Origin of the sequence: Mycolicibacterium aubagnense (assembly GCF_010730955.1) — a bacterium.
Lineage (GTDB): Bacteria > Actinomycetota > Actinomycetes > Mycobacteriales > Mycobacteriaceae > Mycobacterium > Mycobacterium aubagnense.
In genome coordinates, this window is sequence record NZ_AP022577.1 from 1,202,455 (window position 1) to 1,227,049 (window position 24,595).

A 24,595-nucleotide genomic window follows, 5' to 3' on the forward strand; every position below is an offset into this window, starting at 1 on the left:
GCTACCGATAGGCTGATGCCCATGAGCAGGCCCAACGCACAGTCCATGAAACCCGCCACCGCGGCGAAGAAGCTGGACGTGTACTTGCCCGCGACGCCTGCGGAGTTCCAGGAGAACGCGATCACCCGCGCCGAGCTCGCCGCGCTGCAGGCCGACCCGCCGGAGTGGCTCAAAGACCTCCGCAAGAACGGGCCGCACCCCAAGAACCTGGTGGCGGCCAAGCTGGGCATCTCGATCGCCGGCCTCGCCCGCGGTGGCGTCGAGAAGGCACTGACCACCGAACAGATCGAGCAGCTGCTCGAAGAATTGCCCGACTGGCTGGTCATCGAACGTGAGAGCTACCAGCAGGTGTTGCGCGAACAGCGGCGTGTCAAAGCGCTGCACGCAGATCAGGCGCGCGAAGCGTGACGGGCCGGTAGCCACGGGTCCGTCACCGAACGACCGTCGACGCCTCTGCTTCGGTAGACCCGATGGCTGACACTCCAAACCCTTCGCTGGGCATCGCCACGTTCAACGTCAACGGGATCCGGGCGGCACGCCGTCGCGGCTTCGACGCCTGGCTCGCCGGGCGGGGGCTCGACGTGGTGGCCCTGCAGGAGTTGCGCTGCCCACCCGAGGAGGTCGGCGCGTTCGACGGTTATCGCGCGGCAATCGACTGCGGCTCGATCCCGGGCCGCAACGGCGTCGCGATCCTGACCCGCGAAGCACCGGCGGACGTGCGGACCTGGGCCTCACACCCGCCGCGCACCCGGGGCCTCGGGGCCCATGCGCACGAGGGACGGTACCTCGAGGTCGACCTCGCGGACCGTCCGCTTACGGTGGCGTGCCTCTACCTGCCAAAGGGCGGCCTGCCCGCGCACCTGCAGCGGCCCGGCACCATGCGCGACACCCCTGACGGCGGCGCCAAGTATGACCGGAAGATGCGCTTCCTCGATGCGTTCGCGCGTGAACTGAGCCGGAACCGCCGGGCGGCGCTCGCGGCCGGCCGCGAGTTCCTGCTGCTCGGCGACCTGAACCTGGCTCATCTTCCGCACGACGTGACCAATTGGCGGCCCGCACAGAAAATGGAGGGCTTCCTCCCCGAGGAACGCGCCTGGCTGGACGCACAGATTGGGCCGCGCACGCTCGTCGACGTGGTCCGGACGCTGCACGGCGATCGCCCTGGGCCGCTGTCCTGGTGGAGTTGGGCCGGCGAGTCGTTCGTCAAAGACGTGGGCTGGCGGATCGATCACCACCTCGCCACGCCGCGGCTCGCGCGGACCGCCGTTTCGGTGACCGTCGACAAGGAACCCGAACCCGGCGCGCGGCTGTCCGACCACGCGCCCGTGGTCGTACGGTATGCGTTCCCCTGAACGCCGGTTGCAGATCCGGAAGGGTCGTCGACATCGGACCCTCTTCACGCCCGCGATGAGTTGTGCGCGGGCCGGCTGTCTACCCCTGTGACGGCACCCGCGTCCGGGCGCCGCGGACCACAGGAGTTGCCCGATGCACCGCATGATCTTCGTGAATCTGCCCGTCGCCAACATCGAACGGTCGCGGAAGTTCTTCGCCGGCCTCGGCTATTCGTTCAACGAGACCTTCAGCAATGACAGTTGCGTGACGCTGGTGCTGGGCGCGAACCAGTTCACGATGCTGACGCAGCGCGACGTCTTCGACTCCCTGCACCCGGCCGAGACCGCCGACGCGTCGAAGACGAAGGAGTGCGTCGTCTGCTTGGGCGTCGAGAGCCGCGAGTGTGTGGACAAGCTTGTCGACGATGCCCTCGCCGCCGGGGCCACGGAGGGCGACACCGACGACGAAGACGTCATGTACGGCCGGAGCTACCACGACCTGGACGGCCACTCCTGGCAGATCTTTTCGTTGGCACCCATCGCGGTCGGAGCCTCCGAAGCACACGGCTGAGCGCGTCTCCACGCCCGACTTTCGTCACACCGTGGCGAGCAGGTGACCGGCTTTCAGCCCCGATCCGGTGAGAACGGCGACGATCGTGTCCGCCGTGTCGATCTCTCCGGCCGTTCGGAGCCGGCGTAGTGCGGGTACAATCTGGGCGCTGGTGGGCTCGACGAACAGCCCGAGGCGGGCGAGTTCACCCACCGCGGGTAGTAACTCGTCCTCCGGCACCGCGACGGCCGCCCCACCGCTGCCCCGGATCGCTTGCAGGACTTCACGATCGCGCACGGGCTTGGCAATGGCCGTCCCCTCGGCCGAAGTCGTCGACCAGCTCTGTTCGAGGACCTCTTGGCGCCCCTGCTCCATGGCCGTGACCAGCGGGCAGCAATTCCGCGGTTGGCTGACGAGGATTCGCGGCACCCGGTCGATCGCGCCGGCTCGGTGCAGCTCGCCGAATCCGATGGCGCAACCGAGGACGAGACTGCCGGCGCCGGCGGGAACGAGAACCGCAGTGGGAGCGCGGAATCCGAGGTCCTCCCAGATTTCGTAGGCGATCAGCTTGACGCCCTGCAGGAAGTGCGGATGCCAGTTATGGCTTGCGTAGAAACAGGTTTCAGCTCGACGCACGGCCTCGTCGGCCACCGCCTGCCGGGTACCGGAGACCAATTCGATATTGGCTCCGTGCAGCCGACTCTGGATGATCTTGTTCGACGAGGTGGCAGCGGGCACCAGGATATTGGCTTCGATCCCCGCCGTCGCGCAGTACGCGGCGACCGAGGATCCGCCGTTGCCGCTGGAATCCTCGAGTACCCGGTCTATCCCCTGGTGACGTACGGCGGTCACCATCACGGACACGCCGCGATCCTTGAAACTGCCGGTCGGGTTCATCGACTCAACCTTCAGGCCGACGTCGATGCCGTCGAAGGTCCGGGTGATCAGCGGTGTCCGGCCCTCACCGAGGGTCACCGGGTCGATGTGCGCCAAGGGATTGGGCAGGGCCGAGCGGTACCGCCACTGGGAGTTGATGGCGGTGTCAATCTGCTGCCGACCGATGCCGGAAAGCGGTTCGAAGACCAGCGGGGTGCCGTCGTCACCACGCCATCGGGGTTGGTCAGCGGGATACCGCCGGCCGGTGCGGTCGATCAGGATCGGTCCGTGCGAGCTCGCGGGCACACTCAACTCGAGTCTTCAATGCAGTACTGGCAGGTGTCTTTCTTGATTCCCCGATTTGTGTGATAGCGCGTATGTGCACTACGTCGACTCGACGGCATAGGCCGGCCTTTTCGAACCGCTGACATCTTGGCGCGTGTTTCGTCGCTAGCAGTGCGGCCGAAGTTGGGGTTTCCAGCTCCCTTCCGCTTTTCAGAGAGCTTGGCCTTGGCCTCTTCCGACATCACATGGCCGAAACTCGGATGGTCAGCACCAAACTTCCCGTAATTCGGATTGGCAGCACCAACGTTCCTGCCCTTGCGTTCAACTGACCACTTCGCCCGTTGTTCGGTGGAGTGTTCCCTCTGATAGAACGGGTTCTCGTCGCCGAATCGGCTGGGAACCTTGCGACCGGTCGATCGGATCCTCGCTGCCTCCCGCATCTCCGCGGTCCACACAACACCCGTCGGTCCGAGTCCACCGTCCGCGAGGTTCAGCAGTGGATGCCCCTCCTGGCGAAGAAGAGATATCCACGCAATCTCGGCCTCGCCAAGCTCGTCGAGTCCATCGGTCCAGTCCAGCGGGTCCACAGCCACATCGTCGCGCTGCTGCTTACGCAACCAGTCATAGAACGGCGTCTTTGTCCCGGCGTCAGCAACTTTCAGATGCTGCCGCAGCCGCACCTGTGCGGTTTTCGTCGTGAGGCCGACATAGCGATAAACGGACTCCGACCGGAGCCTGACCCCATAGATCAGGCCTCCGGTCGGAGTTCTGGCAGTCATGAATCCCGCTATCAGCAACCAAGTATCACAACATGCAGCTGACGCAATTCTCCACGGCCGTGCCTTCCAAGGCCATCTGCCGCAGGCGGATGTAGTACAGCGTCTTGATACCCTTGCGCCAGGCGTAGATCTGCGCCTTGTTGACGTCACGCGTGCTGGCGGTGTCCTTGAAGAACAGCGTCAACGAAAGCCCCTGGTCCACATGCTGAGTGGCCGCGGCGTACGTGTCGATGATCTTTTCGTAGCCGATCTCGTACGCGTCCTGGTAGTACTCCAGGTTGTCGTTGGTGAGATACGGCGCCGGGTAGTAAACCCGGCCGATCTTGCCTTCCTTGCGGATCTCGATCTTCGACGCCACCGGGTGGATCGAGCTGGTCGAGTGGTTGATGTACGAGATCGAGCCCGTCGGCGGGACCGCCTGCAGGTTCTGGTTGTAGATGCCGTGGGCCTGCACCGACTCCTTCAGCGAACGCCAATCGTCCTGCGTCGGAATGTGAATGCCGGCATCGGCGAAGATCTGACGGACCTTGTCGGTCTTCGGCTCCCACACCTGGTCGGTGTACTTGTCGAAGAACTCACCCGAGGCGTACTTCGACTTCTCGAACCCACCGAACTTCGTACCGCGTTCGATCGCAATGAGATTCGATGCGCGCAGCGCGTGGAAAAGCACCGTGTAGAAGTAGATGTTGGTGAAGTCGATGCCCTCGTCCGAGCCGTAGTAAATCTGCTCCCGGGCCAGGTAGCCGTGCAGGTTCATCTGGCCTAGGCCGATGGCGTGCGAGTCGTTGTTGCCCTGCTCGATCGACGGCACCGACCAGATGTGCGTCTGGTCCGACACCGCGGTCAGCGCCCGGATCGACACCTCGATGGTCTGCGCGAAGTCGGGCGAATCCATGGCCTTCGCGATGTTCAGCGAGCCCAGGTTGCACGAAATGTCCTTGCCGACCTTGGCGTAGGACAGGTCGTCGTTGTACAGCGACGGCGTCGAGACCTGCAAGATTTCCGAGCACAGGTTCGAGTGGGTGATCTTGCCATCAATGGGATTAGCTCTGTTGACGGTATCCTCGTACATGATGTACGGGTAGCCCGACTCGAACTGCAGCTCGGCGAGGGTCTGGAAGAACTCGCGGGCCTTGATCTTGGTCTTGCGGATGGCACCGTTGTCGACCATCTCGTAGTACTTTTCGGTGACGTTGATGTCGGCGAACGGCAGCCCGTAGACCTTCTCCACGTCGTACGGCGAGAAGAGGTACATGTCCTCGTTCTTCTTCGCCAGTTCGAACGTGATGTCCGGGATCACGACACCGAGCGAGAGGGTCTTGATCCGGATCTTCTCGTCGGCGTTCTCGCGCTTGGTGTCGAGGAAGCGGTAGATGTCGGGGTGGTGCGCGTGCAGGTACACCGCGCCGGCGCCCTGGCGAGCACCGAGCTGGTTGGCGTAGGAGAACGAGTCCTCCAGCAGCTTCATGATCGGGATGACGCCGGAGGACTGGTTCTCGATGTTCTTGATCGGCGCGCCGTGCTCGCGAATGTTGCTGAGCAGCAACGCAACTCCACCGCCGCGCTTGGACAGCTGCAGCGCCGAGTTGATGGAGCGGCCGATGGACTCCATGTTGTCCTCGATGCGCAGCAGGAAGCACGACACGGGTTCGCCGCGCTGCTTCTTGCCCGAGTTGAGGAACGTCGGGGTGGCCGGCTGGAAGCGGCCGTCGATGATCTCGTCGACCAGCTTCTCGGCCAGCTCGGTGTCACCGGCGGCCAGGGTGAGGGCCACCATGACGACGCGGTCCTCGAACCGCTCCAGGTAGCGCTTACCGTCGAAGGTCTTCAGCGTGTAGCTGGTGTAGTACTTGAACGCGCCCAAAAACGTTGGGAACCGAAACTTCTTGGCGAAGGCCCGGTCCAGCAGCTGCTTGACGAAGTTGCGGCTGTACTGGTCGAGCACCTCGCGCTCGTAGTAATCCTTCTCGATCAGGTAATCGAGCTTCTCGTCCTGAGAGTGGAAGAACACCGTGTTCTGGTTTACGTGCTGCAGGAAGTACTCCCGCGCCGCGAGCACGTCCTTGTCGAACTGGATCTTGCCGTCCGCGTCGTACAAGTTGAGCATCGCGTTGAGAGCGTGGTAGTCGCTCTCACCGGGCAGCGCGTGTGCCGTGGCGGCTACCGGTTCTGCAGCTGTGACGGTTGGTGGCACGAGAGTTCCTCCCAGAAGTGTTCCAAACCCTCGCGGACGGCAGCGACGTCGTCAGGGGTTCCCATAAGTTCGAAGCGGTAAAGGTACGGAACGCCGCACTTGCGGGAGACCACATTGCCCGCGTAGGCGAATTCAGCACCAAAGTTGTTGTTGCCCGCAGCGATAACGCCACGGATCAACGACCTGTTGTGTTCGTTGTTGAGAAAGGCGATGACCTGCTTCGGTACGTAGCCACCGTCGTCGACGTCCGGGGTGGCCCGTCCGCCGCCGTAGGTCGGCAACACGAGGACGTAGGGCTCATCGATGAGCCCGTCCTCGATACGTCCATGAACCGGGATGCGAATAGCCGGGATACCCAGCTTCTGAACGAAGCGGTGGGTGTTCTCCGACACGCTGGAGAAGTAGACGAGATTGCTCACTGTTCCTTCTCCTCCCCCGGTTGGTTGGTTTCTAGGCGGTGACCGCCACGGTGCTGAGCGCCTTGATCCGGTCCGGGCGGAAGCCCGACCAGTGCTCGCTGTCGGTCACGACGACCGGGGCCTGCAGGTAGCCGAGCGCCAGCACGTACTCACGAGCTTCGTCGTCGATGCTGATGTCGACCTTCTCGTAAGCGATGCCCGCCTTGTCCAGCGCCTTGTAGGTGGCGTTGCACTGCACACATGCCGGCTTGGTGTACACGGTGACGGTCATCTCGGTGCGACTCCTCTTTGAAGGCCTGGAAGCTGAACTGAACATGGCTGGCAACTGACGGGGTATCGCTTTCCGCTGATGTCCCCATCCGGATCAGCGGCCCGGCAATCCCTGAAATTCCCGCATCTCCGGTCGTCCTGAGCCGCGCGGTCAGTGCGTCGGAGAAACCCTGAGAATTCCCGTCCGACCGACTTTTCCGGCCCCGGCCGACCCTCGATGTGTTGGGGCCTGTCGGTCCGTCAAACACTACACCTAGTGGGCGACAAACCGAACAGATACAAGATGTTCTGAACAACATTCGTGAAATTCCCAGGTCGTAAGGCCGATACCGAGACACTCGCTCGGCGTGTCGCACATCACACCCGGGGGCGTGTCGCGCTTCAACTACCGGTTTAGCACCAGCCACCGACAAGTTGCGGCGACGCGCCGTCGGCACCTGACCGGCGAAAGTCCGCAGCTACGCTGATTTCCGCGTGAGGAAACCGGCAGCCGTGGTAGCCGTGTGACGGACGTGACAGATGCGACCTTCACCCCCGCGCGGCCCGCACCGTCCAGACCCCCGCAGTCAGCACGGCCACCGCTTCGGCGACCACGCTGAGGACTGCATACGGTACCGGTTCCCAGCCCGTCTCCACGAATCCGAACAACCCGACCGTTCGCGACAGCGCGAACGCCACCAGCGCGCCCGCCGACAGCAGCCCGGACGCCCACCCGAACCACGGCGGAGCCCCCACTGCCAACAGCACGCCGACGGCACAGAACACCGACGCCTGCACCAGGAAGCCGGTGCCGACCGATGGGATATGCCCATACCCGTGGACGTACAGGTACGCGTGCAGCAGGCCGCTCGACAGCATGGCGGCCGCGATCACCAGGCGGTAGACGATGTTCGTCACAGCAGGGTCCGTTCCTTGAGCGCGAGGGTGTGCTGGCCGGTCTGGTAACTGACCTCACGGATACCGAGCGCGTCGTGCAGCTTGCCGGCCGGCAGCGTCAGTGGCTTCGGCGCGGGACCGTCACCGGGATGTGGCAGCGGATACGCGGTCGTGGTCCCGCTATGGAACGTGACGTTGCCTTCGGTCTTGGAAAACACCTGGTGCACATGGCCGTTGAGGCAGGTCACCGATGCGAACCGCTTCAAATAACTCAAGGCCTGCGCAGAGTCGTCGGTCCCCCAGCCCCAGTCGGGGTACATCGCGAACAGCGGGATGTGGCTGAACACCACGATCGGCGTATCGCTGGGTAGCGAGGCGACGTCCTTCTCCACGAACTCGAGCTGATCGACGCCGAGGTGACCGAGCTTCTTGAGGTTCAGCGTGTTCACCAGCGCGATGACGTGCACCCCCGCGATATCGAAGCTGTACCAACCGTCACCGCGAGTGCCCGACCCGAATGCCTGGCGGTACTTGGCGCCACCGTCGTCGGCCGAATCATGTTCGCCCGGAACCGTGAACACGTGCGGGGTACGCATCCCCGTCATCATCTGCCGAACCTGATCGAACTGCGCCGGGGTGGCCAGATGCGTCAGGTCACCGGTGTGGATGACGAAATCCGGCGTGTAGCCCAGGTTGTTGATGGTGTCGATGGCGTGGGTGAACGAGCCGGCCACATCCGTGTTGGCGGCCCCGGTGAAACCGATGTGACTGTCACTGACCTGGGCGAAGCGCAGAGTGGGCTGCGACGCCGGACCGGACGAGCTGCCCGCGACGTGCGACAGCACTTCCCCACCGACCACGGACAGTCCGACGGCGGCGCCGAACCACGCGGTGTGCCGGAGCAACTGGCGACGGTTCATCTGCTGCGGGTCACCTTGTGAGTCACTCATTTGACGACCACCGTTCCGTGCATGAAGGGATGAATCCCGCAGACGTAGGCGTACGTACCAGGCGTCGCAAACGTGTAGCTGAACGTGGCACCGGAACCCATTGTCGGAGAACGGAACTGCCCGCCTTCGGCGACGATGTTGTGCGGGTCTTCATCGTGGTTGGTCCACGTCACCGTCGTGCCGGCGGGCACCGTCAACTCAGCCGGCGCGAACGCGAAGTTGTCGACGTTGATCGCGTTCGGCCCGGCCGGAGCCGGCGCCTGGTGGCCGGGCTCAGGCGGGGACATGGTCATGGACCCCATCGAGCCCATCGCGGGTCCGGAACCGGCACCGGGTCCGCTCATACCGGGTGTCCCGCTGACATCGGAGCTGAAAATAGGTGTGGGAGAAGCTTTTTGCTGCGGTGCCGTCGAGGTGCAGGCGGTCAGCAGCAGGGCGGCGCAGGTAAGCACCACCAGAGATCGTCGCGACACGACGGGAACCTCCGTAGTCGTCGGGCGGGGTGCGCTGCGCACCCTCACCAACAGATACGGTGGCGGGTTACACGCCTCAGGCCGGCCGGCTCGGAGGAACCGGCGCGAACACCTCGATCACGCCGCCCACCTCGCGAACATCGAGTTTCGGCAAGGATTTTGGCGCAATCGGCAATTGATGGGTCAGGACGTGACCGTCGGTGGCGAACGACGTGGAGTGGCACGGGCAGCGCAGCCGGTCGTCCGGTCCGTCGAACCACAGCCGGCAGCCCTGGTGTGTGCAGACACCCGAGATGCCCTGCACATTGCCGTCGACCCTGCGCACGAACCCCACGACCGAGCCCAGGTCGAACGGATGCACCGCGCCCTCCGTCAGATCGGCGCTGTCGGCGACCTTCTGCCAGCTTCCCGCGGACGGGACCAGTTCCCCGCTCGCGGTGTCCTGCTTCGGCGGTTCACTGCGGCCATTCATCAACGCCCGGTCAACGGCTACCGCGGCGACCGCTGCGCTGGCCGCCGCCGACGTCCCGACGATCACCTGACGACGATTCGCGCGCAGCCACCCCGGCTGCGCCGCCGGTTCGTCGCCGTCGAACTGTGCGGCGAGCCTGCTCTGCAGATCGGACAGGAACTCCGGACGCGGCTCGTCGGCGCCGGGGCGGGCCGCCTGCAGGTCGATCGCCGTACGCATCTGGGCGGCATCGAAGTCGTCGGGCTTGAACCCGGACGGTTTGCGCCCACGCAGCAGATCGTCGAGGTACCGACGCAAGCCCCGCGCGTTCATGGCTCGCCCTTCTCATTGATCTGTGCAGCCAACCGTAATGCCCGGTGTTGCAACACCTTTGCGTTGGCGACGCTGACACCGAGTTCTGTCGCGGACTCCTTGATGGACCGGGTCTGGAGAAATCGCAGCTCCAGTATGCGTCGATAGTTGTCCGGCAGGGCCGCCAACACCGCGGCGACCCGGTCGGGCGCGGTACTGATGGACTGTTCGACTTCCGGCGGCGCCGCCGGCTCACCATCGGCGGCAACATCGATACAGGTGATCTCCCGCCCCATCGTCTCGCGCCAATGCGCGGCGAGCACCGTGCGCGCCGTGCTCCGCAGGTAGGACCGGACCTCGGCGGCACTCGCCGTCAGCCGCAGCGGCCGCAGCGCGGCCAGGAACACCTCGGCGGTGAGGTCCTCGGCGTCGGCCTGGTTGCCGACCCGCGCGTAGATCGTGCGGTACACCCACTTCGCATTGTCCTGATAGACGGACTCCCAGTCGGGATACCGGGAATCCGACGAGACCACGCGCAGCGGGGGTCGGTGCACAGGATCACGCTGCGCTGACACATCGACCCCGTCTCATCGGTGCGGCCCGGCACACCCCGAGGCCACTTCACGACATAGATAGCCATCGGGGTTACACGCTGTCCTCGCGGATGCCATCACGACCCGCCGTCGTCCGCCTGATCGAGCAGCTGGTCACCGAACAGACTGCACAACAGCAGCGCGACCTCCACATCCAGTCGGTCGTCCTCGATGGGCCGGCCCCGGCGTTCGATCGCCCGCTGGACCCGGTACTTCACCGAATTGGTGTGCAGGTGCAGTTCCTCGGCCGCGGCCTTGTTGCTGCCACCGGCCTTCAGGAAGGCCTGCAGCGTCTCCCGGAGGCGCTGGTCGCTGTCGGTCGAACAGGACAGCGGACCAAGGACTTCCGCCGCCCAGGCCGACAACGCGTCGACATTCGACCCCAACAGCGCCGCGAGCGCGATGCCGCGGTGGCTGAATGCGGTGAACCGGCGTTGCGGGGCCGACGCCACGGCGACCATGCGGGCGTCTTCGGCCTGCCGGTACGAGAGCCGAAACCCGGCCACGCCGCACTGCGGGGTACCGACGGCGACATATGGGCCGTCGGCCGGCACCAGGCTGCCCAGGCACGTCACCGCCTCGTCCACAACCGCCGCGGGCACCGCGACCCAGGCCCATGCCGTGGCACGATCCACCGAGATGAACAGCGGAGAATCCGCCGCGCCGATCGATGCGGCGAACTGCCGCACGAGGCGCTCCATCTCGGCCAACCGGTCCTCGGCGTCCCCGCACCACAGCACCACCGCGAGATGGGTGCGCTGCAGTGGGTATCGGATTGCCAGGGTCGCAGCGTCGACGTCGACGTCGCCGCCGGCGAGCAGCTCGCGAATCTCCGTGATGCGCACGCTGTTTCGGTTCTCCAGCCAGCTCTCGCGGGCTTGCTGGTACACCTCGACGACTTCTTGGGAGATCCTGTCGATGTAGTTGAACGAAATCGTCGACATCACGTCGAAGACGTCCAGCCCCAGTCCCGGACCGAGGTCCGCGGCCCTGATCTCCTCGAGCACCTCTTTCAGCACCGCCTGATGGCCGAGCCGGTACGACCGGACCAGCACATTGGCCGAGATGTCCCGCTGGGCCAGCCGGCGCGCGTGTTCGAGCGCGGCCGCGGGGGCATGCAACAGGTCGATCGAGATCCCGTGCCGGACCGCGGCAAAGAACGCATCGATGTTCGCCGTGACCGAATCGTCCAGGACCTGCTGAAGTTGCTCTTCACCGCGCAGTTCGGCGATGTCGGACACCAGCTGCTCGGCGACCGAGCGCGTGATGTCGGTGAGCCGAGCGTCCAGGCGCGTGCCGATCCCGGCCACCGCGTGCGTCAACGCGTCATTCGCTCCGCCCCGGTCCCCGCCACCGGCCATGTTAGCTGCCTGTTTTCCCGGACACCCCCAAACCGTAGTTCGTTGTCAGTCCTTTTGTCCCCAAAGGACGCGAGCCATCGGAGATTTGGGCGTGCGCACCCGCCACACGACCACATAGCTCAGGGCCGTCGCCATCCGTTCCCGGATGGCGACGGCCCTGATGCTCTTCCCAGTTCTGGTCAGCCGACCTCGGCGGCCAGCTTGGCGATCACGCCACGCACTCCGTCGACCACCTCGGCAGCCTCGCGCGGATGCTTGCCGTCGAACGCCGACGCCGGCAGGGACAGCTTGACGTCCACGACATCCGCACCGGCGATGCCGAATGACTTACGGCTCTCGTCGTGCGCCCACACACCGCCGTACTGCCCCAGCGCGGTGCCGATGACCGCCAGCGGCTTGCCGACGACGGCGCCGGCACCGTAGGGGCGGGACAGCCAGTCGATCGCGTTCTTCAGGACAGCCGGGATGGTGCCGTTGTACTCGGGGGTGACAGCCAGGATGGCATCCGCGTCGCCGGCGATCTGACGCAGCGCCACGACCGCTTCGGATACCGACTCGTTGTCCAGGTCTTCGTTGTAGAAGGGCAGCTCGCCCAGTCCGTCCGCCACCCGTACCGTCACGCCTTCGGGCGCCGATTCGACCGCCACCTCGGCGAGCTGCCGGTTCAGCGAGGCCGCACGCAGGCTGCCGACCAGGACCAGGACCTTGGTATCTGCCATTTTTCTTTCCCCTTAGCTTGTGTGTGTGGCCGGCTCCGTCGAACCGATCCTCGCATGAGTCAACCGGACTGTGGTCCGATTAATTCCGGCTGAGCTAAAGTTCGATCATGAGCGACGGGTTGGCGCAGCTGCAGCCGACGAAACTGCCCATGCCAGGCCTGCCCATGACCCCCGCGGCGCCGGTCGAGCGCGGTGATGCAGCGCGCAACCGGCTTCTGCTGCTCGACGCGGCCCGGCGCCTCATCGCCGAGCACGGCGCCGACGCCGTCACCATGGACGACATCGCGGTCGAGGCCGGTGTCGGCAAGGGCACCTTGTTCCGCCGGTTCGGCAGCCGCTCCGGCCTGATGCTCGTGCTCCTCGACGAGGACGAGCAGGTCGAGCAGAAAGCCATGATGTTCGGCCCGCCTCCCCTGGGTCCCGGCGCACCGCCGCTGGAGCGACTACTCGCCTATGGCCGCGACCGACTCCAGTTCGTCTGGCAGCACCGCGCCCTGCTGTCCGACGCGGGCCGCGATCCGCAGAGCCGCTTCGGGGCCGCTGCCGCCGTCCACCGCACCCACATCCGGATGCTGCTGCACTCGGCGGGCACCACAGGGAACCTGGACGCCCAGACCGATGCCCTGCTGGCCCTTCTCGAAGCCGACTACGTCAGCCACCAGCACGACGATCTCGGCCGCAGCCTGCAGGCGCAGGGCGACGCATGGGAAAGCGTGGCGCACAAGCTTTGTGGACGCTGACGTGACGTGGGTACTGCACGTCGACCTGGACCAGTTCCTGGCTTCCGTCGAACTGCGCCGTCACCCAGAGCTGGTCGGGCAGCCGGTCATCGTCGGCGGGAGCGGCGATCCCACCGAACCCCGCAAAGTGGTCACCTGCGCCTCCTACGAGGCACGGGAATTCGGCGTCCACGCCGGGATGCCGCTGCGCACCGCCGCCCGTAAATGCCCCGAGGCCGTCTTCCTCCCTTCCGATGCGGCCGCCTACGATGAAGCCTCCGACCAAGTGATGGGCCTGCTCCGCGACCTCGGACATCCGGTCGAGGTGTGGGGCTGGGACGAGGCGTACGTCGGTGCGACCGTGGATGATCCGTTCGAGCTGGCCGAGAAGATTCGGGCCGTGATCGCCGCCGGGACCGGTCTGTCGTGCAGCGTCGGCATCAGTGACAACAAGCAGCGCGCCAAGGTCGCCACCGGATTCGGCAAGCCGGCCGGGGTTTTCGCGCTCACCGCCGAGAACTGGATGACGGTCATGGGCGACCGGCCGGTCGACGCGCTCTGGGGCGTGGGCCCCAAGACCGCCAAAAAGCTTGCCGAGCTGGATATCACGACTGTCGCGAAGCTGGCCCGCACCGATGCCGAGCTGCTCACCTCGACCTTCGGCCCGACCACCGGATTGTGGATTCTGTTGCTGGCCAAGGGCGGCGGCGACAGCAACGTGACGGCCGAACCGTGGGTGCCGCGGTCGCGCAGTCATGTGGTGACGTTCCCGGAAGACCTCACCGACACCGCCGACATGGAAGGCGCGGTGATCGAGCTGGCGCGCCGGACTCTGGATGAGATCGTCGAGCAGGGCCGTGTCGTCACCAGAGTCGCCGTGACGCTGCGCACCAAAACGTTCTTCACCCGCACCAAGATTCGCAAGCTGCCGGTGGCCGGTACTGACCTGGAGTCCATCACCAGGACCGCAATCGATCTGCTGCACGACTTCGAACTGGACCGGCCGGTGCGTCTGCTCGGGGTCCGGCTGGAATTGGAGATGCCCGACAGGTGCTGACCACCATCGCCATCCGGGGCTACCGGTCGCTGCGCGAGATCGTCCTGCCCCTATCGGAACTGACCGTGGTGACCGGAGCCAACGGCACCGGCAAGTCCTCGGTGTACCGGGCGCTGGGCCTGCTCGCCGACTGCGGGCGCGGGGAGGTCATCGGGTCTCTGGCCCGCGAAGGCGGATTGCAGTCCGTGCTGTGGGCCGGCCCGGAGAACACCAGCGGCGCCCGCCGGACCGGTACCACGGAGGGCACCACCCGGACCCGGCCGGTGTCACTCGAACTCGGCTTTGCGGCAACTGATTTCGGCTACTTCATCGACCTCGGCCTGCCGCAGGACCCGGGCCACAACTCGATGTTCGGCCAGGACCCCGAGATCAAGCGGGAGACGGTGTTCGCCGGGCCGTCTCCCCGGCCCAGCAGCACCCTGGTGCGTCGCACCCGGACCTACGCCGAAGTGGCCTCCGACTCGGGCCGCGGCTTCGACGAACTGACCCGAGCCCTGCCCAGCTACCGCAGCGTGCTGGCCGAGTACGCCAATCCCGAGGCGCTGCCCGAGCTCGCCGCGGTCCGGGATCGGTTGCGTGACTGGCGCTTCTACGACGGCTTCCGGGCCGACCGGGAGGCGCCGGCCCGCCGCCGCCAGGTGGGTACCCGGACCCCGGTGCTCAGCGACGATGGCAGCGATCTGGCCGCCGCCGTACAGACGATCCTCGAAGCCGGGTTCGACGATCTCGCGCGTGCGGTCGCAGATGCGTTCGACGGCGCCGAGATATCGGTGAGCTCCGACGGCGGGTTGTTCGAATTGCAGCTGCACCAACGCGGCATGCTCCGGCCGCTGCGGTCGGCCGAATTGTCCGACGGCACACTGCGATTCCTCCTCTGGGGTGCGGCCCTGCTGTCCCCGGAGCCGCCTGCGCTGATGGTGCTCAACGAGCCGGAGACGTCGCTGCATCCCGACCTGGTGGGCCCACTCGCGGACATGATCGCCGCCGCCGCGCGCAAGACGCAGCTTGTCGTGGTCACGCACTCGGCCCGGCTGCGCGAGCGGCTGGCCGCATGCGACGCGAGCGAAGTCGAGCTGGTCAAGCAATGGGGCGAAACCGAGATCGACGGCCAGACCATGATCAGCGCGCCGCCGTGGGACTGGGGAAAGCGCTGAAGTTCAGAAGCTGTGGACTCAGCGCGGCTTCGGCCGCAGCGCCCGCGTGAACAGCACGTTCACCTGACGCATGGACACACTGTAGGGCCACCACGCGAGCCGCTTGAACAGGTACAGCGCCCGGATGTCCGGCGACGTGTAGATCATGAACTTGTTCTTGGCCACTCCCGCGAGGAGTTTGTCCGCGGCCTGCTCCGGCGACACCGCGTGTCCGGCGAACCTGGCCACCCAGCGCTGCACCTGTGGATGGTCGCGGTCTACGCCGGCGATCTGAACCGTTTGCACCAGAGGTGTTTTCACCGCGCCGGGCACCACGACCGACACCCCGATGCGGTGCCGGGCCAGATCGAAGCGCAGTACCTCGCTGACGCCGCGCAGGCCGTACTTGCTGGCGCTGTAGGCAGCGTGCCACGGCAGCGCGACGATGCCCGCGGCCGACGACACATTGGCCAAGCGTCCGCCGCGGCCCGCGGCCACCATGGGCGGGACCATGGTCTCGATGACGTGGATGGGACCCATCAGGTTGACATCGACCATCGAGCGCCAGTGCTGATGGGTCAGGGTGCTGACAGTGCCCCAGGCCGAGATTCCGGCGATGTTGAGCACGACATCCATGGCCTCGTGCCCGTTGTGGATGTCGGCGGCGAAGGCCGCGACCGCGTCGTAGTCGGAGATGTCCAGCGCGCGGTATGCGGCCACTTCACCGCCGAGCGCGCGAACGTCGGCGACGGCCTGTTCCAGCCCCGTGGCATCACGGTCGGTGAGATACAGGACTGCCCCCTGCTGGGCCAGCTTGAGCGCGGTCGCCCGGCCGATGCCGCTGGCCGCCCCCGTCACGAAACACCGCTTGCCCGCGTAGCCGCTCCATCGCGTCATGGCCCGAACCCTACACACGCCCCGTCCTTATCCGGGGAGTTGGCCGCCACCCCATAACGCGCTGAGCCACAGCCGCTCCACGATGTCGACGGCGCGCTGCGGGTCTCCGCCGCGCCCGATGAAAGCGCTGTCGCGCGACAACGTATAGGCCGTCGTCGACACCAAGGTGCGAACCAGAGCCGGCAGATCGTCTGAGATCGGGCGCCTGCCGCTGTCTTGCTGAACAAGGCCGACGATCTTGTCGATGACGCCGTCCTCGAAGTCGGCCATCAAATCGCGGATTTCGGCGTCCGTGTTCTGAGCTGCGGTGCATGCCGCCATGATCGGGTCGTTGATGGCGTAGACCGCGGCCGCGCTGCCGACCATCCGTTTGGCGAAGGATGCCGGCGACTCGTCGGGCTCGCGCGGCGCGAAGTTGTGGGTGAGTTCGTCGAGTTCCTCCATTGCCTCGGACACGATCCGGGCCAGCACGGAGTACTTGGAGTCGAAGTAGAAGTAGAAACCTGACCGCGCCACTCCGGCCCGGGCGCTGATGGTGCTGACGGACAGGTCGGCGAAGGGTCGTTCCTCCAGCAGTTCCCGGACCGCCGTGATGATGGCGTCGCGTTGTTTGTCGCCGCGACTGCGGCCCTTGTCGGCCGTCTCGACTTCAGCGCTCATGGCGCTCACGATGTCATCGTCGACACGCCAAATCAAAACTTGACACGCGTCAAGTGTGCCAGCCAAGATGACACCGGTGGTGACTTTCACCACAAACATCGCATTCAGGAGTGGTACATGGCGACCATCAGCACCCCCCGCTACCTGCTCGATCAGGCCTGGCGCCGGCTCAAGCCGACGCCGGTCACCGTGCCCGGAATGGGGATCGTCGAACAGCGACTTCGGGCCAAGCAATGGAATGAATTCGTGTTCGCCGAGCCGCCGGCAGGCAGCGGCCTCAAGGCGATCATGGGCGACTCGGGTCTACCGGTCATCGGCCACCTGATCGAGACCTTCCGGGGCGGCCCTGACTACATCCTGGAGCAGTACCGCAAACACGGTCCGCTGTATTTCGCCGATTCACCCGCGCTGTCGGCCGTGATGGCGGTCGGACCGGACGCCACCCAGGCCGTCTTCTCCAACCGCAACAAGGACTTTTCTCAGCGGGCATGGGATCCGGTCATCGGCCCGTTCTTCGAAGGTGGGTTGATGCTGCTCGATTTCGACGAGCACATGTTCCACCGCCGCATCATGCAAGAGGCGTTCACTCGCACCAAGCTGTCCGGCTACGTCTCGCACATCGACTCGGTGGCCACCTCGGTGCTGGCCAAGGACTGGGTTGCCAACGACTCCCGGTTCCTGTTCCACCCCTCGGTCAAGGAGCTGACCCTGGACATCGCCGCGGAGGTCTTCATGGGCATCCCGGCAGGAACCGACCACAAGCTGGTCACCACCATCAACCAGGCCTTCACCACCACCACCCGGGCCGGCAATGCCATCGTCCGGACCTCGGTACCGCCGCTGACCTGGTGGCGCGGCATTCAGGCCCGCAAGACGCTGGTCGACTACTTCTCCCGTTCGATCGCAGAGAAGCGCCGCAGCGAGAGCACCGACATGTTCAGCGTGCTGTGTCACGCCCAGGACGAGGACGGCGGGAGCTTCACCGACGACCAGATCGTCAGCCACATGATCTTCCTCATGATGGCCGCTCACGACACCTCGACGTCGACCATGACCACCATGGCCTATCACCTGGCCGCCAACCCCGAGTGGCAGGACAAGCTGCGGGCGGATTCGGCCCGCATCGGCGATGGGCCGCTGGACATCGAAGCGCTGGAGAAGCTCGAGACCTACGACCTGGTGATCAACGAAGCGCTGCGGATGATGACGCCGCTGCCGTTCAACTTCCGGCGCGCCGTGCGGGACACCGACCTGTTGGGCTACTTCATTCCGGCCGGCACAGACGTGGTCACCTGGCCGTCGGTCAACCACCGACTCCCCGAGTTGTGGACAGACCCGGAAAAGTTCGACCCGGACCGTTTCGCCGAGCCACGCAACGAACACAAGAGACACCGGTACGCGTTCGCACCGTTCGGCGGCGGTGCGCACAAGTGCATCGGCATGGTGTTCGGTCAGCTCGAGATCAAGACCGTGATGCACCGGCTGCTGCGCCGCTACCGGCTGGAGTTGCCGCACCCCGGTTACCAGCCCTGGTACGACTACGGCGGCATGCCGGTACCCGTGGACGGCATGCCGATCGTCTTGCGACCACTCACCTAGGACGCCGAGAGGCCAGTTGCCGCACGATTTGTTCGTAAACCTGTGCGGCAGCCGGCCTTTCAGCGCTCACGCGTGCAGCCGGTTGGCGCAGGCGATCATCGCCCGCAGCGCTGACTGGACCGGGTCTCGCGCCCAGCCCATGGCCCACTCCGAGCAGACGCCGTCGGTGCCGTGGATGAACGTCGCGATTCCGCCGCCGACGGCCGGCAGTTGATGGAACTTGATCATCTCGACGGCCATGCCACGCTCGTGCAGCATGGCGGTGAGGGCGGCGACGGGGCCTGTCGCCGCTGCGGTGGAGGTTGCGATGCGGTCGCCGACGGCGATGCTGGCCCGGTACCGCCGGACGGCAGTGACGCCACGGCGGCTGCCGTCGTCGCCCGCGGTGCCCCAGCTGCCCAGACGGATGGGCCCACGTTGCTGCCCGTAGTGGTCGATGAAGGTGTCGTGGGACATCGTTTCTGCGTGTTCACGCAGGTCACGAGGCACGGGACGGTCAAACAGATCCGCGAAGCGCGAGGTGGTGGAGATGGCGGTGGAGGTGAACATGCGTCAGTCTTTTCTGCTCGAAAGAGGTGACCGACAGGTAGTAGCGTCCGACCCACAGCGAGGGGTCGGTCAGGATCAGACCCCGCTGTGGGTACTGGCTACTACGAGCATGTGAAGCATGGTCGCCGAGGTTAGTCCGCGACCCCGTCTCGGGTCAAGGCGATTTCACCGCGCGGTTCAGCAGCCACAGGAACGGCCGGTGGCTGGGGTGTCCATCGCGGTGCAGCGGCATGCTGTCCCGGGCGGCCGCATACCAGGCGGCACGGGTGACGTCGGTGAAGTCCAGTTGCCGCCCGCACCGGCCGGCGACCGCGTGCAGCAGCAGCATCCCGGTGCGCCCGTTGCCTTCCCGGAATGGGTGAATCTGGTTGTACCGGGCGTACAGCCTGGACAGTTCCCACGCCAGCCTGGCGTTGTCGTACCCGGCTCCGATGTCTGCCAATACCGTTGCCGCAAGCTCGATTTCGCCTATTGCTGCGGCGACGTCCACCTGCCAGGTGAAGGCAGAGCCCCCGCGGCGAAGGTCGACGGTGCGCAGCTTTCCGGCCCACGGGTACACGTCACCGAAGAGCTCGCCGTGCAATGCGCGGACGTCCAGGCCCGCCTCCGTCGCCCCCTGTCGAACGTGCCACAACACCATGCGGCCCGCCGTCACCTCATATTCCGCTGCCGCCAGATCCGGTCCGTCCTGAATCCCGAAGTTGTTGCGCAGTACCGATGTGCCGGGGATCAGGTACGGCACCCGGCGCCGGAGGAGCCGGCGTCGCGTCGGCGCCGACGGGTACCGCTCGCGACACCGCGCGAGATAGTCGCCGAACTCCATTGCCCGGGAAGCCAAGGCACCCAACTCGACGATGTGGGCGCGTTGGGGCTCCCAGCCTTCGATGCGCTGCGCGGCGAGCGTCTGCTGCACCGCGTGGTCGGCCGCGATCGCGGCCGCGGTGGACTCTCTCATCAGCGGAACGCCGACGTCGAGGCGAGGAAGGTCAGTTTGCGGCTGATGCCGGCCACCTCCCGCGCCGCACTGCGCAGCATGGCCCGCTCCTGCGGTGGCAGCTCCGACAAGACCACCTGATCGCCCACTGCGCGCGACATCCACCGAAATCTCAACATCGCGGTGAAACACTCGCGCAGGGTCGAAACATCATCGGCATCAAGCACTTTCGCGGCGCCGGCCGCGTCGAGCCGACTCGGCGTGGACAGGTCCGTAGCGCCGGCCGACAACGCCGCCCACCGCGCGATCTTCACCAGCGGATCGATCGCCGCGAATTTGAGGTCGACGGCGTCGGACTGGTTGGCCAGCATGCGCAGCCGAGAGGGGAACGTGGCCCGGAACGTGGTGGCGTCCTGCAGCAGGTACTGACGGGCCGGGTAGTGATCGCCGGCGGCGCGCACCACCTGGGCACGTAGGAAATCTTCGGCCAGGCTCGGGTCGGCCAGATGAACAGCGCGCGAGTCGGCCAGCACGCCCGTCATCACCACGCCACGGTCCGCCCGCGGGTCGGCTGTCCAGTGTGCGATGCCGTCGGACCACGCGCCCGCCGACCGGCAGAACCTGGATCGGCTGGCCAGCACCCCGTTGGCGTCGGCACGCACCCCGCACCGTTCCAGCACGGCATGCACCACCGCCGCGGCTTCCAGCGCCTCGTCGCGCGCGGTGTAGCCGTCCAACACGATCAGCGTCTCGACGTCGGACCCGGCCACCGCCTCACCCCGGGCGACACTGCCGGAGACGAACCACGACCACGGCCGGCTGATGGGTGTCAACCGGACGGCCGCTGCGACGCCGCATCGGAGCACCGCTGACCACGCGGCCGCCACTTCGACGGCCGGCGCAGAAGCCCGTGCCGCGGCCCGCACCGCCTGCAGGCCCGCCTCGATTCCCGACCTCAGCGCGGCCTCGTGTTCCGCCGCACGGATTGCGGCGATGGCGTCCATACCGATGTTTCTATCGGACGACAGTTAATTTCGCGATTCGTGCACGATTTTCCGCGCTCAGCGCGGATTTTCGTGCACAAATTGCGAGGTTGTAGGGTGTGCCGCGATGAGCTGGCAGCACGCACTACTTCTGCTCGCCGCCGGTGTCGCAGGCGGCCTGACCGGAAGCATCGCGGGTCTGGCTTCCGTCGCGACCTACCCGGCGCTGCTGATGGTCGGGCTGCCGCCGGTGGCGGCGAACGTGACCAACACCGTCGCGCTCACGTTCAACACCGTCGGATCGGTCTGGGGCTCGCTCCCCGAACTCGACGGCATGGGTCCCTGGCTGCGCCGGGTCCTGCCGGTCGCCGCGCTCGGCGGGGCGGCCGGGGCCGCACTGCTGCTGGCTCTGCCCGCGGAGGGCTTCGAGGTCGTGGTTCCGCTACTGCTCGGGCTCTCGTCGGTCACCATCGCCATCCCGCAACGGCCGGGGGCCGACACCGAGCCCGGCCGGGGACGGGAGCTGCTCATCGCGGTCGCGATCTTCGTGATCTGTTTGTACGGAGGGTATTTCGGTGCTGCCGCCGGTGTGGTGCTGCTTGCCCTGATGCTGCACAGCGGCAGCGAGTCGATGGCCCATGCGAACGCCGCCAAGAACGTCATCCTCGGTGCGGCCAATGGCGTGGCCGCCGTGGGCTTCATCGCACTGGCGCCGGTGAACTGGGTCGCCGTGGTACCGCTGGGCATCGGGTGCCTGGTGGGCTCCCGACTGGGGCCGGTCGTGGTGCGGCACACGCCGGCGACGCCGCTGCGTATGACCATCGCGATGGCCGGCCTGGCGTTGGCCGTCAAACTGGGCTGGGATACCTACCGATAGGCGAACGGGTTGTCGCCCTTGGCAACCCGCACACCGAGCTGGATCAACTCGGTGGCCGAGGCATGCAGCTTCTCCCCCGCCTCGCGGTCGGCCAATCCTGCCAGGAACCGCGACCAGGTGCCTTCGATGACGATGCCCAATTTGAAGCAGGCCATCGCGAGGTACCAGTCCAGATGTTCGGTGCGTCGGCCACCCGCGCTGAGATAGGCGTCCAGCAGTTCGTCCCGTCCCGCCAAGCCACCGGCCTCGGCCAGCGCGGCACCGACCACGATGGCGTTGGGCGCGGTCGGCCAGCACACCAGCATCCAGCCCAGGTCCAGCAACGGATCACCGACGGTGCACATCTCCCAGTCGACGAATGCGGCCAGCTCCGGCCGGTCATGCCGCAGCATCACGTTGTTCAGGTGGCAGTCGCCGTGCATGATCCCGGGCTCGCCATCAGGTGGCCGGTTGTCCGTCAGCCAGGTCGCCAGTGCCGCTACCCCGTCCAGCGATTCGGGGTCGTAGTGGTCATGCCGATAGCTCTGCAGCAGTCCGACGAACTGCGGAACCTGCCGCGCCACAAATGATCCCGACTTGCGGATGGCCGCCAGCGGGCTGCCGTCCCAAGCCACGTTGCCCAGCTGTGCCAGGCTCGCCGCGTACGACAGTCCGACGTCGTGCCGCAGCGTCGCATCGGCGGCGTACGCGGGCGACAACTCCTCGCCGGGATTGAAGCCGTCGACCTCGGCCATCAGATAGAAGACGACGCCGAGCGCCGACGGGTCCTCGCAGCCGGCGATGAACGCGGGATGCGGCACGGCTGTTCCGGCCAGGGTCCGCAGCACGGCGATCTCGCGCTGCATGGTCTTGTCGCTGGTCGGCCGCGGATGCAGCGGCGGTCGGCGCAGCACCACCGGCCGGCCGTCGATGCGCAACCGCACCACGATGTTCTGGGTGCCGCCGGTCAGCGGCTCGACGTCGGTGAGGTGCTCACCCAGCCCCTCCGCGCGGATCCAGTTCTGGACGATGTCTCGGTCACGGTCGGTCAAGGTCGGCTGCATGATGCAGTGATTCTGGCCCGGAATCCGCCAATCGGACAGCCAATTCTTACGATCCGCTTACATGCGGGCTTGCCCACCGGTTGCGCCCGTACTGTGGCGGTGTGGCACCCCGACTGGACCCGCACCGCTCACTCGCCGGCCTGGCAGCCGCGGCCGTCGCGCTCGGTGTGGCTGCGCTCCTGGCGATCCCCTTCGGGCCGCACGCCGATTCCCGCACCGCGGTCGGGTCGGTGGTCATCGACCTGACCCCGGGACCGGTCAAAGAGTGGGCCATCCAGACCTTCGCCACCGACGACAAGCTGTTCCTGACCGTCGCGGTACTCGTGGCCATCGCGGTGATCGCCATGGCGACAGCACAATTCGAGGACCGGAAGATCGGCAGCATCGCCCTCGGGCTGGCCGGGGTGCTGGGCAGCGCCGCGGTGCTGTCCCGCACCGGAGCTCGTCCCATCGACATCGTCCCGTCACTCGTCGGCGCTGCGGCGGGCATCGCGGTACTGCGCCTGCTGGTCTCTGAGCGTCTCGGCCACCCGACGCCGGCCACCAGCCCGGACACCGATGCCGCGGCCGATCCCGGGCGGCGCCGATCGCTGGCAGCACTGAGCTTCCTGGCGGCCGGCACGCTGGCCGGCGTCATCGGGGCGGTGCTGGGCCGCGCGGCGTCGTCGGTCTCGAGCGACCGCAGCGCCTATGCCCCGCCGGCCCCCAAGGTCCCCGGGCCGCCGGTACCGCCGGACGTGCAACCCGCTGGAGTGGACCTGCCGCCGTTCATCACCCCGACGGCCGACTTCTACCGGATCGACACGGCGCTGTCCGTCCCCCAGGTGCAGCGGCAGGATTGGCGGCTGCGGATCCACGGCATGGTCGATCGCGAGGTGACGTTTCGGTTCGATGAGCTGGCCCAGTTCGAGGCGATCAACAAGGTCGTCACGCTCACCTGCGTGTCAAACCCCGTGGGCGGCAACCTGATATCGAACGCCACCTGGACGGGCTACCGCGTGCGCGACCTGCTGGCACGGGCCGGCGTGCACGCTGATGCCGACATGGTGTTGTCCACGTCCGTGGACGGCTTCACCGCAGGCACCCCCGTCGAGGCACTGACCGACAACCGCGATGCCCTGCTTGCTGTCGCCATGAACGGCGATCCGCTCCCCACCGAGCACGGCTACCCTGCGCGGCTGGTGGTGCCCGGTCTGTACGGCTACGTGTCCGCGACCAAATGGCTCGTCGACCTCGAACTCACCAGATTCGATCGGGCGCAGGCGTATTGGACGAAGTTGGGGTGGTCGGCTCACGGCCCGATCAAGACGGAGTCACGCATCGACGTGCCCCGCGCGGGAGCCGGTGTGCCGGTGGGTACCGCGACCTTCGGCGGCGTCGCCTGGGCACAGCACCGCGGGGTCAAATCGGTGGAAGTCCGCATCGACGACGGCCCGTGGCGGCCCGCGGCGCTGGGCGCCGCGTATTCGAACGACGCCTGGCGGTTGTGGAGCTACACCTGGCAGGCCGAGGAACCCGGGCGCCACACCATCACCGTCCGGGCCACCGACGGCACCGGCGCGGTGCAGACCGCCGACGTCGCCGACGTCGTTCCCGATGGGGCCACCGGCTGGCACTCGGTGTCCTTCACCGTCGCGTGACCGGAGCCCGGCCACGACGACCGCGCTGAGCAGATCGAGGCCGAAGCCGCGGTCCTGGATGGATT

Annotated in this window: 27 protein-coding genes; 9 read left to right on the top strand and 18 right to left on the bottom strand. The window is 66.5% G+C overall.

Features of this window, described 5'->3' with window-relative positions; translation table 11 throughout:
- The first annotated feature begins 21 nt into the window (after nucleotides 1-21).
- The 3 genes from G6N59_RS05940 (at nucleotide 22) to G6N59_RS05950 (ending at nucleotide 1,902) form a co-directional block, all read left to right on the top strand.
- Entirely contained in the window at nucleotides 22-408 is a 387-nt protein-coding gene (locus tag G6N59_RS05940; protein WP_138231235.1) for a DUF5997 family protein, read from the top strand.
- 62 nt (nucleotides 409-470) lie between these two features.
- The gene (locus G6N59_RS05945; protein WP_138231236.1) at nucleotides 471-1,352 is read left to right on the top strand and encodes an exodeoxyribonuclease III; all 882 of its coding nucleotides are present in this window, start codon (nucleotides 471-473) and stop codon (nucleotides 1,350-1,352) included.
- A 133-nt stretch (nucleotides 1,353-1,485) separates the two neighbouring features.
- Nucleotides 1,486-1,902, top strand: coding sequence for a VOC family protein (locus tag G6N59_RS05950; RefSeq protein WP_138231237.1), 417 nt, complete (start codon nucleotides 1,486-1,488; stop codon nucleotides 1,900-1,902).
- Between the two features lie 24 nt (nucleotides 1,903-1,926).
- On the opposite strand, the gene G6N59_RS05955 is transcribed toward G6N59_RS05950, so the two are convergent.
- The 12 genes from G6N59_RS05955 to G6N59_RS06010 form a co-directional block, all read right to left on the bottom strand.
- A complete protein-coding gene (locus G6N59_RS05955; protein ID WP_138231406.1) occupies nucleotides 1,927-3,063 on the bottom strand; it encodes a threonine synthase in 1,137 nt (378 codons plus the stop codon).
- Nucleotides 3,064-3,065: 2 nt separating this feature from the next.
- The gene (locus tag G6N59_RS05960; protein ID WP_138231238.1) at nucleotides 3,066-3,821 is read right to left on the bottom strand and encodes an NUMOD3 domain-containing DNA-binding protein; all 756 of its coding nucleotides are present in this window, start codon (nucleotides 3,819-3,821) and stop codon (nucleotides 3,066-3,068) included.
- A 25-nt stretch (nucleotides 3,822-3,846) separates the two neighbouring features.
- Entirely contained in the window at nucleotides 3,847-6,015 is a 2,169-nt protein-coding gene (gene nrdE / locus G6N59_RS05965; protein ID WP_138231239.1) for a class 1b ribonucleoside-diphosphate reductase subunit alpha, read from the bottom strand.
- A complete protein-coding gene (gene nrdI, locus G6N59_RS05970; protein WP_138231240.1) occupies nucleotides 5,982-6,434 on the bottom strand; it encodes a class Ib ribonucleoside-diphosphate reductase assembly flavoprotein NrdI in 453 nt (150 codons plus the stop codon). The genes nrdE and nrdI overlap by 34 nt, the downstream gene beginning before the upstream one ends.
- A gap of 31 nt (nucleotides 6,435-6,465) precedes the next feature.
- Nucleotides 6,466-6,705, bottom strand: a complete 240-nt coding sequence (gene nrdH / locus G6N59_RS05975; RefSeq protein ID WP_020104016.1) for a glutaredoxin-like protein NrdH — start codon at nucleotides 6,703-6,705, stop codon at nucleotides 6,466-6,468.
- Between the two features lie 527 nt (nucleotides 6,706-7,232).
- On the bottom strand, nucleotides 7,233-7,562 hold the full coding sequence (locus tag G6N59_RS05980) for a hypothetical protein (RefSeq protein WP_138231407.1): 330 nt from the start codon (nucleotides 7,560-7,562) through the stop codon (nucleotides 7,233-7,235).
- A gap of 35 nt (nucleotides 7,563-7,597) precedes the next feature.
- Nucleotides 7,598-8,530: a metallophosphoesterase family protein gene (locus G6N59_RS05985; protein ID WP_138231241.1), complete on the bottom strand. Its 933-nt coding sequence runs from the start codon at nucleotides 8,528-8,530 to the stop codon at nucleotides 7,598-7,600.
- Nucleotides 8,527-9,003, bottom strand: a complete 477-nt coding sequence (locus G6N59_RS05990) for a cupredoxin domain-containing protein (protein ID WP_234884295.1) — start codon at nucleotides 9,001-9,003, stop codon at nucleotides 8,527-8,529. Before G6N59_RS05990 ends, G6N59_RS05985 begins: the two co-directional genes overlap by 4 nt.
- A gap of 76 nt (nucleotides 9,004-9,079) precedes the next feature.
- Nucleotides 9,080-9,787: a Rieske (2Fe-2S) protein gene (locus G6N59_RS05995; RefSeq protein WP_138231242.1), complete on the bottom strand. Its 708-nt coding sequence runs from the start codon at nucleotides 9,785-9,787 to the stop codon at nucleotides 9,080-9,082.
- Complete coding sequence (locus G6N59_RS06000; protein ID WP_138231243.1) at nucleotides 9,784-10,341, bottom strand: RNA polymerase sigma factor; 558 nt, start codon at nucleotides 10,339-10,341, stop codon at nucleotides 9,784-9,786. The genes G6N59_RS05995 and G6N59_RS06000 overlap by 4 nt, the downstream gene beginning before the upstream one ends.
- Before the next feature lie 95 nt (nucleotides 10,342-10,436).
- A complete protein-coding gene (locus tag G6N59_RS06005) occupies nucleotides 10,437-11,720 on the bottom strand; it encodes a PucR family transcriptional regulator (protein WP_138231244.1) in 1,284 nt (427 codons plus the stop codon).
- Nucleotides 11,721-11,899: 179 nt separating this feature from the next.
- Nucleotides 11,900-12,439 carry an NADPH-dependent FMN reductase gene (locus tag G6N59_RS06010; protein ID WP_138231245.1) on the bottom strand — a complete coding sequence of 180 codons (540 nt, stop codon included), beginning with the start codon at nucleotides 12,437-12,439 and terminating at the stop codon, nucleotides 11,900-11,902.
- A 149-nt stretch (nucleotides 12,440-12,588) separates the two neighbouring features.
- Here G6N59_RS06010 and G6N59_RS06015 point away from each other — a divergent pair, with 149 nt between their 5' ends.
- Genes G6N59_RS06015 through G6N59_RS06025 form a run of 3 tightly spaced genes read left to right on the top strand, consistent with a single transcriptional unit; the run spans nucleotide 12,589 to nucleotide 15,369 of the window.
- Nucleotides 12,589-13,179, top strand: a complete 591-nt coding sequence (locus G6N59_RS06015; RefSeq protein ID WP_170212416.1) for a TetR/AcrR family transcriptional regulator — start codon at nucleotides 12,589-12,591, stop codon at nucleotides 13,177-13,179.
- Nucleotide 13,180: 1 nt separating this feature from the next.
- Nucleotides 13,181-14,215, top strand: coding sequence for a DNA polymerase IV (locus tag G6N59_RS06020; RefSeq protein WP_138231247.1), 1,035 nt, complete (start codon nucleotides 13,181-13,183; stop codon nucleotides 14,213-14,215).
- A complete protein-coding gene (locus G6N59_RS06025; RefSeq protein ID WP_138231248.1) occupies nucleotides 14,209-15,369 on the top strand; it encodes an AAA family ATPase in 1,161 nt (386 codons plus the stop codon). The genes G6N59_RS06020 and G6N59_RS06025 overlap by 7 nt, the downstream gene beginning before the upstream one ends.
- Nucleotides 15,370-15,387: 18 nt before the next feature.
- On the opposite strand, the gene G6N59_RS06030 is transcribed toward G6N59_RS06025, so the two are convergent.
- Together G6N59_RS06030 and G6N59_RS06035 are read right to left on the bottom strand one after the other, a co-directional pair.
- Nucleotides 15,388-16,245 (bottom strand): SDR family oxidoreductase, encoded by an 858-nt coding sequence (locus G6N59_RS06030; RefSeq protein ID WP_138231249.1) that lies wholly within the window; start codon nucleotides 16,243-16,245, stop codon nucleotides 15,388-15,390.
- 27 nt (nucleotides 16,246-16,272) lie between these two features.
- Nucleotides 16,273-16,905, bottom strand: coding sequence for a TetR/AcrR family transcriptional regulator (locus G6N59_RS06035; RefSeq protein ID WP_138231250.1), 633 nt, complete (start codon nucleotides 16,903-16,905; stop codon nucleotides 16,273-16,275).
- A gap of 117 nt (nucleotides 16,906-17,022) precedes the next feature.
- Here G6N59_RS06035 and G6N59_RS06040 point away from each other — a divergent pair, with 117 nt between their 5' ends.
- Nucleotides 17,023-18,504, top strand: coding sequence for a cytochrome P450 (locus tag G6N59_RS06040; protein ID WP_138231251.1), 1,482 nt, complete (start codon nucleotides 17,023-17,025; stop codon nucleotides 18,502-18,504).
- A 66-nt stretch (nucleotides 18,505-18,570) separates the two neighbouring features.
- Here G6N59_RS06040 and G6N59_RS06045 read toward each other — a convergent pair whose 3' ends face one another.
- The 3 genes from G6N59_RS06045 to G6N59_RS06055 all read right to left on the bottom strand — a co-directional run bounded on the left by G6N59_RS06045 (nucleotide 18,571) and on the right by G6N59_RS06055 (nucleotide 20,991).
- Entirely contained in the window at nucleotides 18,571-19,053 is a 483-nt protein-coding gene (locus tag G6N59_RS06045; protein WP_138231252.1) for a 2-isopropylmalate synthase, read from the bottom strand.
- A gap of 154 nt (nucleotides 19,054-19,207) precedes the next feature.
- Nucleotides 19,208-20,008 carry a Fic/DOC family protein gene (locus G6N59_RS06050; RefSeq protein ID WP_138231253.1) on the bottom strand — a complete coding sequence of 267 codons (801 nt, stop codon included), beginning with the start codon at nucleotides 20,006-20,008 and terminating at the stop codon, nucleotides 19,208-19,210.
- Nucleotides 20,008-20,991: a putative nucleotidyltransferase substrate binding domain-containing protein gene (locus G6N59_RS06055; RefSeq protein ID WP_138231254.1), complete on the bottom strand. Its 984-nt coding sequence runs from the start codon at nucleotides 20,989-20,991 to the stop codon at nucleotides 20,008-20,010. The genes G6N59_RS06050 and G6N59_RS06055 overlap by 1 nt, the downstream gene beginning before the upstream one ends.
- 106 nt (nucleotides 20,992-21,097) lie before the next feature.
- Here G6N59_RS06055 and G6N59_RS06060 point away from each other — a divergent pair, with 106 nt between their 5' ends.
- Complete coding sequence (locus G6N59_RS06060) at nucleotides 21,098-21,847, top strand: sulfite exporter TauE/SafE family protein (RefSeq protein ID WP_138231255.1); 750 nt, start codon at nucleotides 21,098-21,100, stop codon at nucleotides 21,845-21,847.
- On the opposite strand, the gene G6N59_RS06065 is transcribed toward G6N59_RS06060, so the two are convergent.
- Nucleotides 21,838-22,890, bottom strand: coding sequence for a phosphotransferase family protein (locus G6N59_RS06065; RefSeq protein ID WP_138231256.1), 1,053 nt, complete (start codon nucleotides 22,888-22,890; stop codon nucleotides 21,838-21,840). The genes G6N59_RS06060 and G6N59_RS06065 overlap by 10 nt on opposite strands.
- Before the next feature lie 101 nt (nucleotides 22,891-22,991).
- Between G6N59_RS06065 and G6N59_RS06070 the strand changes: the two genes are divergently transcribed.
- Nucleotides 22,992-24,530: a molybdopterin-dependent oxidoreductase gene (locus G6N59_RS06070; protein ID WP_138231257.1), complete on the top strand. Its 1,539-nt coding sequence runs from the start codon at nucleotides 22,992-22,994 to the stop codon at nucleotides 24,528-24,530.
- The last annotated feature ends 65 nt before the right edge of the window (nucleotides 24,531-24,595 follow it).

Coding starts and splice junctions, on each gene's coding strand:
- G6N59_RS05940 (WP_138231235.1), top strand. CDS start 22: ATGAGCAGGCCCAACGCACAGTCCATGAAACCCGCCACCGCGGCGAAG.
- G6N59_RS05945 (WP_138231236.1), top strand. CDS start 471: ATGGCTGACACTCCAAACCCTTCGCTGGGCATCGCCACGTTCAACGTC.
- G6N59_RS05950 (WP_138231237.1), top strand. CDS start 1,486: ATGCACCGCATGATCTTCGTGAATCTGCCCGTCGCCAACATCGAACGG.
- G6N59_RS05960 (WP_138231238.1), bottom strand. CDS start 3,821: ATGACTGCCAGAACTCCGACCGGAGGCCTGATCTATGGGGTCAGGCTC.
- nrdH (WP_020104016.1), bottom strand. CDS start 6,705: ATGACCGTCACCGTGTACACCAAGCCGGCATGTGTGCAGTGCAACGCC.
- G6N59_RS05980 (WP_138231407.1), bottom strand. CDS start 7,562: ATGCTGTCGAGCGGCCTGCTGCACGCGTACCTGTACGTCCACGGGTAT.
- G6N59_RS05985 (WP_138231241.1), bottom strand. CDS start 8,530: ATGAGTGACTCACAAGGTGACCCGCAGCAGATGAACCGTCGCCAGTTG.
- G6N59_RS05995 (WP_138231242.1), bottom strand. CDS start 9,787: ATGAACGCGCGGGGCTTGCGTCGGTACCTCGACGATCTGCTGCGTGGG.
- G6N59_RS06005 (WP_138231244.1), bottom strand. CDS start 11,720: ATGGCCGGTGGCGGGGACCGGGGCGGAGCGAATGACGCGTTGACGCAC.
- G6N59_RS06010 (WP_138231245.1), bottom strand. CDS start 12,439: ATGGCAGATACCAAGGTCCTGGTCCTGGTCGGCAGCCTGCGTGCGGCC.
- G6N59_RS06015 (WP_170212416.1), top strand. CDS start 12,589: ATGCCAGGCCTGCCCATGACCCCCGCGGCGCCGGTCGAGCGCGGTGAT.
- G6N59_RS06030 (WP_138231249.1), bottom strand. CDS start 16,245: ATGACGCGATGGAGCGGCTACGCGGGCAAGCGGTGTTTCGTGACGGGG.
- G6N59_RS06035 (WP_138231250.1), bottom strand. CDS start 16,905: ATGAGCGCTGAAGTCGAGACGGCCGACAAGGGCCGCAGTCGCGGCGAC.
- G6N59_RS06040 (WP_138231251.1), top strand. CDS start 17,023: ATGGCGACCATCAGCACCCCCCGCTACCTGCTCGATCAGGCCTGGCGC.
- G6N59_RS06045 (WP_138231252.1), bottom strand. CDS start 19,053: ATGTTCACCTCCACCGCCATCTCCACCACCTCGCGCTTCGCGGATCTG.
- G6N59_RS06050 (WP_138231253.1), bottom strand. CDS start 20,008: ATGAGAGAGTCCACCGCGGCCGCGATCGCGGCCGACCACGCGGTGCAG.
- G6N59_RS06055 (WP_138231254.1), bottom strand. CDS start 20,991: ATGGACGCCATCGCCGCAATCCGTGCGGCGGAACACGAGGCCGCGCTG.
- G6N59_RS06060 (WP_138231255.1), top strand. CDS start 21,098: ATGAGCTGGCAGCACGCACTACTTCTGCTCGCCGCCGGTGTCGCAGGC.
- G6N59_RS06065 (WP_138231256.1), bottom strand. CDS start 22,890: ATGCAGCCGACCTTGACCGACCGTGACCGAGACATCGTCCAGAACTGG.